This is a genomic window from Streptomyces diversicolor, assembly GCF_057537855.1.
This window is the reverse complement of the sequence record NZ_BAAJXA010000012.1, coordinates 63,567-76,967: the sequence shown is the minus strand read 5'-3', so window position 1 is coordinate 76,967 and position 13,401 is coordinate 63,567. Positions and strand designations below refer to the sequence as shown.

Genomic DNA, 13,401 nt, shown 5'->3' with positions numbered 1-13,401 from the left:
GCGCAGTTCCTCGCGCCCCTCTGCCGAACCGCAAGGAACAACTCGAAGCACCAGCCGCACATGCATTTCCCGCCGCAACGGTGAGCAACCACGACGGCGCAAGACGGCGGTGCCGAACTCCCCGCACCCACCCCTGAGCCACCCAAGACTTAGCCGCGCTCAAACCCCCAGCCGCACCCACCTCTGAGCCACCCCCAAGTCTCAGCCGCACCTGAAATCCCAGCCGCACGTGAATTCTCCGCCGCAACGGCGAACAACCACGACGGCGCAGGACGGCGGTGCCGAACTCACCGCACCCACCTCACCAGCCAACCCGCACAACCCGGCGCCGCCAGGCAACCCGCACAACCCCCGGCCAAGCCCCGCAGGGACCCGTCACTCACGTGGCCCCCGCCAGAACGCCCCCGCCACGCCCGCCCGTAAGGATGCGGGCATGGGTATACGCATGCTCCACCGCCGGACGGCACAGGCGTGGATCACGGCCAGGGCGGACACCGCCAGGGCCCCGTCCTTGCCGCCCCCGCAGGTCCCGGCCCTCGCGGCCGACGCAAGCACCGCCCGCATCCCCACCGCCCCGGCGACCACGGTACGCAAGGCCGTGGCGGACATCGGGCGGCGACTCGGCGGGCACACCCCCCGCCGCGATCCGACGCCGCGCTGGCGCCACCGGACCGAGCTGGCCCGCAGCTATCTCGCGCTGCTGCTCACCCTGCTCCCACGCCCGCGCCCGCGCCCGCCCCGCACCATCACCGTGTTCGTGGCCACCGTCACCGAGCGACGGGCCGGCTCCGCTCCGCCCCGCCCGCCCCGGGACCGGCAAGAACCGGATCCGGGGCCGGACGCCACACCCTGACCCCGAGGGCGTACACCACGAGCCCAGGCACAAGCCCCGCGCCCGCCCCGAAACACACCGCAGGCACCAGCTCCCAGGGCCGCGCCGCGGCGCCCCAGTGCGTCCACCAGCGGACCGCACGCTCCACCGCCGCGACCACCGCGCAGCCACCGATCACGGCACCGGCCCGCCACCGGTCCCCTGCGGACAGCACCGGCACCCCCACCGGTTCGCGCGCGGGAGCCCGCCGTACCGCACGCAGGACGAACGCGGCGATCACGAGCGCGGCCAGCGCCGAGCCGCCGTACTGCAGGTACCAGTACAGCGGCGCGCCCGCCAGGTCCCGGTCCAGCACCGGGACCAGCCGTGTGCCCCAGCGGCCCTGGTGCGTGAACGCGTCCCAGCCCACATGGGTGAGCGCACCGAGGACGGCGGACACGTACCACCACGCCACCGTGGCGGGCCGCACGCGCGCGCGTGGCGCCCCGCACCGCAGCAGCGCCGCGGCCTGTGCCCGGTGGGATTGCGGCAGCAGCGCCACCAGTGGCTCGCGCACCAGCAGCCACAGCCCCACGAGCGCCCACGCGGTCAGCACGTCGACGCCGAGGACGCCGCCCGGCGAGTGCGTGACCGTCCCGAACCGCATCGCGCCCGGCAGGACGCTCGCCGCGTAGAAGGTCATGTCGGGGGCGAAGGACCCCGCGACGAGCACCGCGGGCACGAGCCGGCCCCGCCCGGTTCCGTCCGTGCGCACCGCGGGCAGCACGGCGGCGGCGTGGCTGAGAGTGAACGGCAACGAGGGCCCCCTGAAGCGGTCGTCGGCCGCTGCGCCGACCCGGTGATCGCGTCCGTCAAGTATGGGGGACTTCCGCCACCGCAACGGCATATGGCCAACCGGTGAAAACCGGGCTGCAACGGGTGCCCGAGCAAAGAAAGTTGCCGTAGGGTCACTGGGTCGCCGCCGGTGACGCACGGCCTGAGGGATCACCGTGCGTACGGGAACGGCGCGGCGGGGCAACCACTGCCCCGGGTCAACCGTCACAACAGAGCGAGCAGGCAGTCGGAGACGGGCGCCGGGGGCGTCCACGGGAGGGGTTCACTCTATGGCGGCGCATTTCGGCAGGAGGCTGCGCAAGGGGGCGGCGACGACCGCTGCGGCCGCGGCGGCGGTCGCGGCCCTCTCGGCGTCCCAGGCTCCGGGCGGTACGGCCGACCCCGACCAGCGGGCCGCCACGGGCACCAGCGCCTCCGCACCGGAGGAGGACACCGAGCACAACGCCACCGGCAACTCGCCGTACTACACGGACCTGCCGCCCCTCAACAGCCCAAGCCCCAGCCCGTCGTCGAGCGCCGGCACCCCGGTCGCCCAGGGCGATACGGAGGCGGGCATACCGGCCACCGTGCTGGACGCCTACAAGAAGGCCGCGGCGCAGCTGCGCTCCGCCAAGCCGGGCTGCAACCTGCCCTGGGAACTCCTCGCCGCCATCGGCAAGGTCGAATCCGGCCAGGCTCGCGGCGGCCGGGTCGACGCGGACGGCACCACCCTGAGCCCGATCCTCGGCCCGCAGCTCGACGGCAACGGCTTCGCGCTCATCAAGGACACCGACAACGGCGCGTACGACGGCAACAGCCTGTACGACCAGGCCGTGGGCCCCATGCAGTTCATCCCGTCCACCTGGGCCTGGGCGGGCCGCGACGGCAACGGCGACGGCAAGAAGGACCCCAACAACATCTACGACGCGGCGCTCGCGGCCGGCCACTACCTGTGCCGGTACGGCTGGGACCTGTCGGTGCAGGCCGACCTCGACCGGGCGATCCTCAGCTACAACAACTCGCAGGACTACCTCGACACCGTCCTGTCGTGGCTGGAGTACTACCGCAAGGGCATCCACTCGATCCCGGACGGCACCGGCCGGCTGCCCGGCAACCGCAGCGACGGACCGGACCGCTCCGACCGCTCGCCGTCGCCCCAGAAGCCGGGCGGGTCGACGCCGAAGCCGCAGACGCCGAGCGACAGCCCGAAACCCCAGGAACCGTCCCCGCCGAGCACACCGGGCACGCCGTCCGCGCCGGCCACGCCCACCGACACGGTGGACCACCTGGCCGACGCGGGCACCGCCCGGCTCTCCGCGATGGCGGGCGACACCTTCGCCGAGAAGATCAGCACACGCGCCGAGACCAAGGCCGGCACGTCCGTCGGCAAGGTCCGCGTCCGGTTCACCCTGGTCGGAGACACCGACGCCACCTTCGCCGGCGGCGAGCGCGTCGCCACGGTCGCCACCGACAGCAAGGGCGTGGCCGTCGCGCCGGCGCTCACGGCGGGCCGGAAGACCGGCGACTTCACGGTACGGGCCGCCGTGGTGGGCCGCCCGACGGTCAAGGCCCTGGACTACACGGCGACGGTCACCGCACGCGCGGCCGACGCCCTCACCAGCACCGGAACAGCCCCGCTGACCTGCACGGCGGGTGGCGAGTTCGCCGACCAGGTCACCGTGAAGGCCACGTACCGGGGCGCGGTCGCGGACGGCGTCGCGGCCACCGCGACCCTGATCAGGTCGGCGGACGACACCTCCGTCAACGACAAGGGCCCCTACTTCAAGGACGCCGACGGCAACGCGGTGCGCACCCTGAGCGGCCTGGTGACCGACGCGAACGGCCAGATCACGCTGCCCAAGCTGTACGCGGACGACACCGCGGGCACGTTCCTGCTGCGGATCACCACCACCGGCGGCGCCACGCTGACCGTCGAGCTGACGGTGACCGCGGCGACCGAGAGCCCGGCCCCGTCGCCGACCGCCTCCGCGACGTCGTAACGGCCGCCGACAGCACGCTCCCTGAGAGGGCGCCCCTCCGCCTGTGCGGAGGGGCGCCCTCGTTGGTGTGCGACGTGTTCTCATCTCGCCCTGCCGTTGCTACGGTGCCGGACCTGACGAACCATCAGTTCGCGACGTCCGGGCCGGAGTCCTGCCAGCTACCCGCTCCGTGCCCGACCGTTCCGACCGTACGGGGAGGCTCCGCATGCGTGCCCTGATCGCCGCCGCGAGCGGTCTCGTCCTCGCGCTCGCCCTGGTCCTCGCCATCACCGTCATGGGCCTGCCGGACGGCAGGACGTCCCCGAAGCCGCTGTTGACGACCGTGCCCGCACACCCGTAACCGCCCCTTTGGGAGGCCGAGATGCGCCGCAAGGCCGGCCTGGTCCTGCTCGCCCTCGCCGTGTTCTTCGCGGCGCTGTCCCCGCTGGTGCGCTGGTACGCCTTCCCGCGCCTGGCCAAGATCCCGCCGAACCAGTACCAGGACATGGTCCTGGAGGCCAAGGGCGCCACCCTCCTCGACTACGGCACGATGCGGGCGCGGAAGGTCTCCAAGGTCACCATCGTGCAGACGCTCAAGGGCAACGTGGAGGCATCGAAGAAGGTCGAGCGGACGGCGGGCCGCGACGTGGTCGTCTGGGACGGCCTGTCCTACGTCCAGGGCCCCGACGGCAAGATGGTCTCCGAGATCCCCGAGCGCTACATCTTCGACGCCCACTCTCAGGAACCCGTCCACGCCACCGGCGAGATGGTCGACGGCGACCCGGTCCGCAGGGACGGCATCGAGTTCAAGTGGCCCTTCCTCACCGAGAAGCGGGACTACGAGTACTTCGACGCGCAGACCCGCACCACCAGCCCCATCCACTACCAGGGCACCCGCGACTTCCGCGGGCTGACCGTCTACTACTTCGAACAGACCGTCCCCTGGACCAAGGTGCCCTTCCCCAAGGCCATGCCCGTCGAGGGCATCACCCCGGAGTCGGTCGCCAGAACAGGGACGACCCGCTGGTACACCACGGTCCGCAAGTTCTGGGTCGAGCCCGTCACCGGCGCGCCCGTCTACGGCGAGGAGATCCACAAGGAGGAGCTGCGCGGCGGCACCCTGCTCGGCGGCCGGGACCGGGTCACGGCGTTCGCCGGCCATGTGAAGATGCGCGAGGACTACATCGCGCACACGGTGTCCCTGGTCAAGCAGAACCGCACCGTCGTCCTGCTGCTCACGTCCTACCTGCCCTGGGGATTCCTGTCCTTCGGCGTCGTGCTGCTGGTCCTCTCCCTCTGCCTGGAGGCGCGCGGCCGCCGACCGGAAGAGCCCGCGCGGGCCGACACGTCCGAACCGGAGCCGGTCGGCGCCTGAACCGGTCGGCGCCTGAACCGGAAGGCTCCCGAGCCGGGAGGTTCCTGAACAGGTCGGTTTTCGAACCGGTCGCCTTCCGGGCCGGTCAGCGCCTGAGGCGGGCGTTGGTGTGCCGGGTCGGCTCGGCCGTGGCCGGGTCCTCGGGCCACGGATGCTTCGGATACCGGCCGCGCAGCTCCGCCCGTACGCCCCGGTAGCCGTCCTTCCAGAAGGAGGCCAGATCGGCGGTGACCGCGGCGGGCCGCCCGGCGGGGGAGAGGAGATGCACGAGCAACGGCACTCCGGCGACGGCGGGCGACGCGTGCAGCCCGAACATCTCCTGCAGCTTCACCGCGAGGACGGGCTGTTCCGGGTCGCCGTAGTCGATCCGGATCCGGGACCCACTGGGCACGGTGATCCGTTCCGGGGCCAGCTCGTCCAGGCGCCCGGCCGTGCCGTCCGCCCACGGCAGCAGCCGCGCGAGCGCCTGTCCGGCGTCGATCCGCGCGAGGTCCGCACGGCGCCGGGCCCGCCCCAGTTCCGGCTCCAGCCACTCCTCCACGCGCGCGTGCAGAGCGTCGTCCGACACGTCCGGCCAGGGCTCGCCGAGGTGCCGCCGCAGGAAGGCCAGCCGCTGCCGCAGCACGCCCGCCTCCGCCGACCACTTCAGCAGCCCGAACCCCTCCTGGCGCAGCCCCTCAAGCAGCGCCTTGCGCACCAGGGCGGGCGCGGCGTCCGGCAGCGCCCGCACGGCCAGTTCGACCGCCCCCAGCCGCTCGACCCTGCGCGCCACGACGTCCCCGTCGGCCCAGCGCACCTCGTCGCGCCCGTCCAGCAGCGCCCCGCCCGCGAGCCGGGCCACGTCCTCGTCCACGACGGCCCCGAGCCGCACGCGCGCGTGGCCCTTGCCGACGGGGCGGTCCGCGGCGGCGACGGCGAGCCATGCGCAGCCGCGCAGCGCCGAACCCTCAGCGGCCTCCGCCCGCGTCCCCGACACCATCAGCCACGACCCGCCGGCCCACTTCCCCACCCGCTCGGGAAACGCGAGAGCGGCGACGACACCCGCGGCCCGGTCCGCGCCGATCCCCGCCGGGTCGCGGAGCCGGGCCGGCGGCGACGCCACGGGCGGTGCGGCAGCGCCGTCCGCGTCGGTCCGCGCCGTCGCCGTGACCGGGCGGCCGGACGGGCGGCCGGACTCGGCGGCGACGGCCCGCAGCCGTCGCACCTCCGCCCGCCAGCGGCCCGCGTAGGCATCGCCGCCGCGCCCCGCGGCCCGCACCGCGCCCGCGAGATCGTCGCCGTACGCCCGCGGCGCCTCCTCGCTCAGCAGCGCGACCACCTCCGCCGCCCGCTCCGCGCCCACCAGCGGCGCCGCGTCGAGCAGCGCACGCCCCAGCCGGGGGTGCAGCCCCAGCCGGGCCAGCCGCAGCCCCCGCTGCGTCGCCCGGCCCGCCGGGTCCACCGCGCCGATCGCCGTCAGCACCTCGCGCGCCGCCGCCATCGCCCCGCCCGGCGGAGGATCCAGCAGCGCGAGGCCGGAGGCGTCCGGATCACCCCAGCACGCCGCCTGAAGGGCGAACGCCGTCAGATCGGCCACCTTGATCTCCGGCGCCGGGAAACGCGGCAGCCGCGCGTCCTCCGCCTGCGCCCAGCACCGGTACACCGTGCCCGGAGCCTCGCGCCCGGCACGGCCCGCCCGCTGCCGCCCCGCCGCCTGCGACGCCCGTACCGTGGCCAGCGCGCTCAACCCGCGCGCGTGGTCCACCCGCGGCTCACGCGCGAGCCCCGCATCGACGACCACCCGCACCCCGGGAACCGTCAGCGAGGACTCCGCGACGGACGTGGCCAGCACCACCCGACGGCGCTCCCCGGGCGCCAGCACCGCGTCCTGCACCGCCGCCGGCGCCCGCCCGTGCACCTGAAGCACCTCGACGTTACCGAGGCCACGCGGATCCCCCAACTGGCCGGCGACCCGGGCGATCTCGCCGACACCCGGCAGGAAGCACAGCACGTCACCCGAGCGCTCCACCAGCGCCCGCCGCACCACCGACGCCACATGCGCCGTCAGCGCCGGATCGACCCACAGGCCGTGCGGCGGCCGTACGGGGCGCGCCGGGGGCGCCCACACCACCTCGACGTCGTACGCGGCGCCCCGCGCCTCGACCACCGGCGCGCCGCCCAGCAGCCGCGCCCAGCCCTGCGCGTCCGTGGTCGCCGACGCCGCCACCAGCCGCAGGTCCGGGCGCAGCGTCTCGCGCACGTCCCACAGGAACGCCGCCGCCGTGTCCGCGTCCAGATGCCGCTCGTGGCACTCGTCGAGCACGACGACATCGACACCGGCCGACTCCTGGTCCCGCTGGAGCCGCTGCAACAGCACACCGGTCGTGACGACCTCCACGCGCGCGTGGCGCCCCACGACCCGCTCGCCGCGCACCGTGTAGCCGACGGAGCGTCCGACCTCCTCGCCCAGCAGCCACGCCATCCGGCGGGCCGCCGCGCGCGCCGCGATCCGCCGAGGCTCGGCCACGACCACCCGCCGCGCCGGCCCGTCGCCCAGCAGCCCGGCCAGCGCGAGCGGCACCAGCGTGGTCTTGCCGGTGCCGGGCGGCGCCACCAGGACGGCGGTGCCGTGCCCCGCCAGGGCGTCGTCCAGCGCGGGCAGGGCGGCGCGTACGGGCAGGGCGTCCAGGGCGTCGTAACGGATCACGCCCCCCAGTGTCGTACGCCCGCGGAACCGTCCCCATGCGCGTGTGCGCTCAATCCAGGCGTGCGTGTGCGTCGCACTTCCGGAGCCGGTCATGCTGATGGGCCCGCGCCACGCCCCACGCGCGTGTGCGTCGGCAGTCGACGGCGGGCGGGGCGAACGAGCCGGTCGGTCCCGCGTCCCGCCCCACGCGCGCGTGTGCGTCAGTCCCGCTCGCAGACGAAGATCGCCGTACCCGGGACGAGGGCGCCGCGCAGCGGGGACCAGCCGCCCCACTCGGACGTGTTCCACGCCGGCCACTCCGGCTCGATCAGGTCCACCAGCCGGAAACCGGAGGAGGCGATGTCACGGACCCGGTCGCCGAGCGTCCTGTGGTGCTCGACGTACACGGCCCGGCCCTCGTCGTCCTGCTCCACGTAGGGCGTGCGGTCGAAGTACGACGCCGAGACCGTCAGGCCCTCCGGCCCCGGCTCGTCCGGGAACGCCCAGCGGATCGGGTGCGTGACGGAGAAGACGAACCGGCCGCCCGGACGCAGCACCCGGCGCACCTCCCGCAGCACCAGCCGCGGGTCCGCCACGAACGGCAGCGCCCCGTACGCCGAGCACGCCAGGTCGAAGGAGGCGTCCGCGAACGGCAGCGCGGCGGCGTCGGCACACACCAGGGGAAACGATCCGCCGATGCGCAGCGCGTGCTGCAACTGGCGATGCGAGAGATCCAGGGCCACCGGACGCGCGCCCTGCGCGGCCAGCCAGCGCGCGCACTGCGCCGCGCCCGCCCCGATCTCCAGGACGGCCCTGCCCTTCAGCTCCTCGGGCGGGCCGAGCAGTTCGGCCTCCACCTCGTCAAGGCCCTCCGGACCCCACACGAAACGGTCGTCCCCGAGGAACGTGCCGTGCTCGACCTGGTACTCGTCCGCGTTCCGGTCCCACCAGCCGCGATTGGCACGGGCGCTCTCCGCGACACCGGCCGCACGCCGGGTGGCCTCCGGCTCGAACGCTTCGGACTCTTGGATGATCGGCTCCCTCGTCGTACTCTTCCCTGCATTCCACGGGGCGTGCGCGCACGCCGTGTCACGCAAGGGGTCCCGCGGACCGGCGTGGCCTGGCTGGACGGTTCTTGTGCCGGGTATGCGACGATCCGCCCCGGCTGTGCGCCTTCGTGCATTGACCCTGTCCGGCTGCCCCCGTATGCTACAAGTTGCGCTGCGGGCCTGCGCTCCTCAGACGTAGCAGGCTGCGCTCGCATCTGTTGTATGTCCCCTCGGTTGTCGAGGCGCCGTCGCCGGATTCCCGGTGGGGCGCTTCCTAGGCTGTCCGGCTTCTGCAGAGCGAAACGGGCTCCCGGCGTAAGCAGTACCTACGACTTCAATGTCCGTACCGGAGCCCTTTCCCACATGACGAGCAGCACCGAGACCACCGCCACCACCCCGCAGGTAGCGGTCAACGACATCGGTAACGAGGACGCGTTCCTCGCAGCGATCGACGAGACGATCAAGTACTTCAACGACGGCGACATCGTCGACGGCGTCATCGTGAAGGTCGACCGGGACGAGGTCCTGCTCGACATCGGTTACAAGACCGAAGGTGTCATCCCGAGCCGCGAACTCTCGATCAAGCACGACGTCGACCCGAACGAGGTCGTCGCCGTCGGCGACGAGATCGAGGCCCTCGTCCTCCAGAAGGAGGACAAGGAAGGCCGCCTGATCCTCTCGAAGAAGCGTGCCCAGTACGAGCGTGCCTGGGGCACCATCGAGAAGATCAAGGAAGAGGACGGCATCGTCACCGGTACCGTCATCGAGGTCGTCAAGGGTGGTCTCATCCTCGACATCGGCCTCCGTGGCTTCCTGCCCGCGTCCCTCGTCGAGATGCGCCGGGTCCGCGACCTCCAGCCGTACGTCGGCAAGGAGCTGGAGGCCAAGATCATCGAGCTGGACAAGAACCGCAACAACGTGGTCCTGTCCCGCCGTGCCTGGCTGGAGCAGACCCAGTCCGAGGTCCGCCAGACGTTCCTCACGACCCTCCAGAAGGGTCAGGTCCGCTCCGGTGTGGTCTCCTCGATCGTCAACTTCGGTGCCTTCGTGGACCTGGGTGGCGTCGACGGCCTGGTCCACGTCTCCGAGCTGTCCTGGAAGCACATCGACCACCCGTCCGAGGTCGTCGAGGTCGGCCAGGAGGTCACCGTCGAGGTCCTTGACGTCGACATGGACCGCGAGCGTGTCTCCCTGTCGCTGAAGGCGACCCAGGAAGACCCGTGGCAGCAGTTCGCCCGCACCCACCAGATCGGCCAGGTCGTACCCGGCAAGGTCACGAAGCTGGTTCCGTTCGGTGCGTTCGTCCGCGTCGACGAGGGCATCGAGGGTCTGGTCCACATCTCCGAGCTGGCCGAGCGCCATGTGGAGATCCCGGAGCAGGTCGTCCAGGTCAACGACGAGATCTTCGTCAAGGTCATCGACATCGATCTGGAGCGCCGCCGGATCTCGCTGTCCCTCAAGCAGGCCAACGAGTCCTTCGGTGCCGACCCGGCCGCGGTCGAGTTCGACCCGACCCTGTACGGCATGGCCGCGTCCTACGACGACCAGGGCAACTACATCTACCCCGAGGGCTTCGACCCCGAGACCAACGACTGGCTTGAGGGCTACGAGAAGCAGCGCGAGGAGTGGGAGCGCCAGTACGCCGAGGCGCAGCAGCGCTTCGAGCAGCACCAGCAGCAGGTCATCAAGTCCCGTGAGGCCGATGCCGCCGCTGCCGCCGAGGGCGGCGAGGCCGCCGCTCCGGCCGCGTCCGGTGGCGGTTCGTACTCCTCCGAGGGCGCGGACAACTCCGGCGCGCTGGCCTCGGACGAGGCGCTGGCCGCACTGCGCGAGAAGCTCGCCGGTGGTCAGAGCTGACCTGATCGCTAGCCGCTGAGGCTTGGCAGTCAACAGAGGGGCCGCACCTTCCGAGGTGCGGCCCCTCCGCCTTGGGCGCAACCGCCTTGGGAGCGGTTCGACGGGCAACCTGTAGCCATGTGGCGGGCGGCCGACAGCCGTGTGGGCCGCGTGCAGCCCTGCGAGCCACGGCAGCCTTAAGAAGCCGGGTGCGGTTCGGTGAGCGCTGGCAGTGGCGTGGGCCGGATGCGGTCCGGTGGGCGGCTGGCCGTGGCGTGGGCCGCGTGCGGTTCGGCGGGCGCCTGGCAGCGGTGCGGGCTGCGTGCGGTTCGGCGCGACCGGTAGCCGTGTGGGCCGCGTGCGTTCCGGTGCGACCGGGTGCCGATCGGCGGGTGACCGGTAGCCGTGTGGGCCGCGTGCGGTCCGGCGGGCGCCTGGCAGCTGAGCGCGCGCCGCGCAGTCCTGTGGCCCTGCGCAGTTCCACCGGCAGCCGTGTGGGCCTCGTGCGGTTCCGTGGGCGATCGGCGCCGCGCACAGCCTCGCGAGCCACTGGCAGTCTTGGGACCGGCGTGCGGTTCGGCGGCGACTGGCAGTCGCCCGCAGCCGCGCGTGGGACCGGTAGGGGTGTGGGGCGCGTGCAGTCCCGGCAGCCGCGTGAGCAGCGTGCGGTTCGGTGGGCGGAGGGCAGCCGAACACGCCCCCCTGCGCAGTCCTGTGAGCCACCGGCAGCCTTGCGCGCCCTGCGCGGCCCCGCCAGCCACCGGTAGCCTGTGGGCCGCGTGCGGTGCCGGTAGCCGCGTGCGGTTCGGTGGGTGGCCGGTAGCCGAGCGCGCGCCGCGCGGTCCCGTGACCCACGAGCAGGCCCGTGCGCCCCGCGCAACCCCGCGAGCGACCGGCAGCCGTGTGAGCCCCGCGAGGCACCGGCAGCCCGGCGAGCGCCGGTTGTTCGGTCCGCCACGGGTCGTCCGTGGCCGCTCGTGCGGTTTGCCGCCCCGCCTCGGGGAGTTGTGAGTTGCCTCGCCGTGTAGAAACGTGCGGGACACACCAACAACCGACGGCCCGTAACCGGCCATTGGGAGGCTTCCTCGGTCGTTCATGATCGAGATGGGAGCCTCCGCCATGGCACTGCCTCAGCCCGGGTCGGGAACGAGCCGTCGTACATTCCTGCGCAGCGTCGGCGTCGCCGGCGGAGCGGGAGCGATGTTCGCCACCATGGGGGCGCTCGGCCTCGCCCCCACCGCCGCCTACGCGGCCGAGAAGGAGACGCCGTTCCAGCCGCCCCGCCACAGCGACTTCACCCTCCAGGGCCGCACGGGCAAACCCGCCAAGGTCGTCGTCATCGGCGCCGGCATCGCCGGCCTCACCTCCGCGTACGAACTGGGCAAGGCCGGCTACGACTGCACCGTCCTGGAAGCCCGCGACCGCGTCGGCGGCCGCAACCTCACCGTCCGCGGCGGCGACACCCTCACGGACATCAACGGCGTGCGGCAGACGGCCGGATTCAGCAAGGGCCAGTACATGAACGCCGGCCCCGCACGCCTCGCCCAGTGGATGGTCACCCTCGACTACTGTCGCGAACTCGGCGTCCCCATAGAGGTCTTCACCAACTCCAACGCCAGCGCGCTCATCTACAACCCGGGCGCCGGCATGAGAACGCCGGTCCAGTACCGGACCGCGAAGGCCGACGTCTACGGCTACGTCTCCGAACTGCTCGCGAAGGCCACCAACGCCGGCGCCCTCGACGCCGAACTGACCGCCGACGACAGGGAAAGACTGCTGGCCTTCCTCAAGGGCTACGGCTCCCTCGGCGCCGACTACACCTACACCGGCACCGAGCACCGCGGCTTCACCGTCGACCCCGCTGCCTCGGGCACACCCGGGAACGAACTCGGCGACATACCCACGCTCTCCGAGGTCTTCGCCTCCAACGTCGGCCGCTACTTCTCCTTCGAGTTCGGCTACGACCAGGCGATGCTGATGTTCCAGCCGGTCGGCGGCATGGACCGGATACCCGCAGCGTTCGCACGCGCCATAGGGGAGAAGCGGATCCGCACCGGCGCGCCCGTCACCGACATCAAGAACACCGGCCACGGCGTCGTCGTCACCTACACCCAGCACGGCCGCACCCGCACCATCGAGGCCGACTACTGCATCGCCACACTGGCACCGCACATCCTCGCGAAGACCTCGCACAACCTCGGCTCCGCGGTGCAGACCGCCCTCCTCGCCGTGCGGCCCTCCCACGCCTCCAAGATCGGCCTTGAGTACAGGAGCCGTTGGTGGGAGCGGGACTTCAGGATCTTCGGCGGCATCACCGAGACCGACCTGGACCTGGACCACATCTGGTACCCGTCCTACGGCCACCTCGGCGACCGAGGGGTGATCATCGGCTACTACAACACCGGCGCACACTCCGAGGCGTACTCGGCGCTCACCCCCGCCGGGCGCCTGGAGCGCGCCGTGGCCCAGGGCGTCCAGATCCACGGCGAGAAGTACCGCACCGAACTGGCCGCGTCGTTCTCGCACCAGTGGAAGCTCGCCCCCTATCTGGAAGGCGCCTGGCACTCCATGCCCGGCGGCCCCGACGCCCCGGCGTACGCGCCGCTCAACCGGGCGCAGGGCAACGTGTACTTCGCCGGCGACTACCTCAGCTACCTGGACGCCTGGCAGCACGGCGCGATCACCTCAGCGCGCAAGGTCGTCACCGAGCTGCACCGGCGCGTGCTCGCCTCCTGACCCCGTCCGGCGCCCCGGCGCGGCGGCGCGGCGGCGCGGCGGCGCGGCGGCTCCATGCGATCCCGGCACCGCCCGGAGCCGCCGCGACCGGTCCGGCGGAGGCGGGAATGCCCGCG

General features: G+C 72.9%; 9 protein-coding genes. 6 read left to right on the top strand and 3 right to left on the bottom strand.

The window, feature by feature from the left end; translation table 11 throughout:
* Window positions 1–433: 433 nt before the first annotated feature.
* A complete protein-coding gene (locus AC27LF_RS16295) occupies window positions 434–853 on the top strand; it encodes a hypothetical protein (protein ID WP_479657617.1) in 420 nt (139 codons plus the stop codon).
* Here AC27LF_RS16295 and AC27LF_RS16290 read toward each other — a convergent pair.
* The gene (locus AC27LF_RS16290) at window positions 768–1,628 is read right to left on the bottom strand and encodes a DUF4184 family protein (RefSeq protein ID WP_479657616.1); all 861 of its coding nucleotides are present in this window, start codon (window positions 1,626–1,628) and stop codon (window positions 768–770) included. The two genes, AC27LF_RS16295 and AC27LF_RS16290, sit on opposite strands and share 86 nt — an antisense overlap.
* A 307-nt stretch (window positions 1,629–1,935) precedes the next feature.
* On the opposite strand from AC27LF_RS16290, the gene AC27LF_RS16285 reads away from it, so the two are divergent.
* The 3 genes from AC27LF_RS16285 (at window position 1,936) to pgfA (ending at window position 4,999) form a co-directional block, all read left to right on the top strand.
* Complete coding sequence (locus AC27LF_RS16285; protein WP_479657615.1) at window positions 1,936–3,645, top strand: lytic transglycosylase domain-containing protein; 1,710 nt, start codon at window positions 1,936–1,938, stop codon at window positions 3,643–3,645.
* 205 nt (window positions 3,646–3,850) lie between these two features.
* Window positions 3,851–3,985, top strand: a complete 135-nt coding sequence (locus AC27LF_RS16280; RefSeq protein WP_479657614.1) for an SPW_0924 family protein — start codon at window positions 3,851–3,853, stop codon at window positions 3,983–3,985.
* A gap of 21 nt (window positions 3,986–4,006) precedes the next feature.
* On the top strand, window positions 4,007–4,999 hold the full coding sequence (gene pgfA, locus AC27LF_RS16275; RefSeq protein WP_479657613.1) for a cell envelope lipid trafficking protein PgfA: 993 nt from the start codon (window positions 4,007–4,009) through the stop codon (window positions 4,997–4,999).
* Window positions 5,000–5,084: 85 nt separating this feature from the next.
* Here the strand turns inward: pgfA and hrpB are convergent, their stop codons facing one another.
* Together hrpB and AC27LF_RS16265 are read right to left on the bottom strand one after the other, a co-directional pair.
* On the bottom strand, window positions 5,085–7,685 hold the full coding sequence (gene hrpB, locus AC27LF_RS16270; RefSeq protein WP_479657612.1) for an ATP-dependent helicase HrpB: 2,601 nt from the start codon (window positions 7,683–7,685) through the stop codon (window positions 5,085–5,087).
* Window positions 7,686–7,885: 200 nt separating this feature from the next.
* A complete protein-coding gene (locus AC27LF_RS16265) occupies window positions 7,886–8,698 on the bottom strand; it encodes a class I SAM-dependent methyltransferase (protein ID WP_479657717.1) in 813 nt (270 codons plus the stop codon).
* A gap of 378 nt (window positions 8,699–9,076) precedes the next feature.
* Between AC27LF_RS16265 and rpsA the strand changes: the two genes are divergently transcribed.
* Both rpsA and AC27LF_RS16255 read left to right on the top strand, forming a co-directional pair.
* Window positions 9,077–10,570: a 30S ribosomal protein S1 gene (gene rpsA, locus AC27LF_RS16260; RefSeq protein WP_351735057.1), complete on the top strand. Its 1,494-nt coding sequence runs from the start codon at window positions 9,077–9,079 to the stop codon at window positions 10,568–10,570.
* A gap of 1,098 nt (window positions 10,571–11,668) precedes the next feature.
* Window positions 11,669–13,285, top strand: coding sequence for a flavin monoamine oxidase family protein (locus tag AC27LF_RS16255; protein ID WP_479657611.1), 1,617 nt, complete (start codon window positions 11,669–11,671; stop codon window positions 13,283–13,285).
* Window positions 13,286–13,401: the final 116 nt, after the last annotated feature.

Bases quoted from the DNA above. Each gene is read 5' to 3' on its own strand.
- AC27LF_RS16255 (WP_479657611.1), top strand. From the start codon at position 11,669: ATGGCACTGCCTCAGCCCGGGTCGGGAACGAGCCGTCGTACATTCCTG.
- rpsA (WP_351735057.1), top strand. From the start codon at position 9,077: ATGACGAGCAGCACCGAGACCACCGCCACCACCCCGCAGGTAGCGGTC.
- AC27LF_RS16285 (WP_479657615.1), top strand. From the start codon at position 1,936: ATGGCGGCGCATTTCGGCAGGAGGCTGCGCAAGGGGGCGGCGACGACC.
- AC27LF_RS16280 (WP_479657614.1), top strand. From the start codon at position 3,851: ATGCGTGCCCTGATCGCCGCCGCGAGCGGTCTCGTCCTCGCGCTCGCC.
- pgfA (WP_479657613.1), top strand. From the start codon at position 4,007: ATGCGCCGCAAGGCCGGCCTGGTCCTGCTCGCCCTCGCCGTGTTCTTC.
- AC27LF_RS16295 (WP_479657617.1), top strand. From the start codon at position 434: ATGGGTATACGCATGCTCCACCGCCGGACGGCACAGGCGTGGATCACG.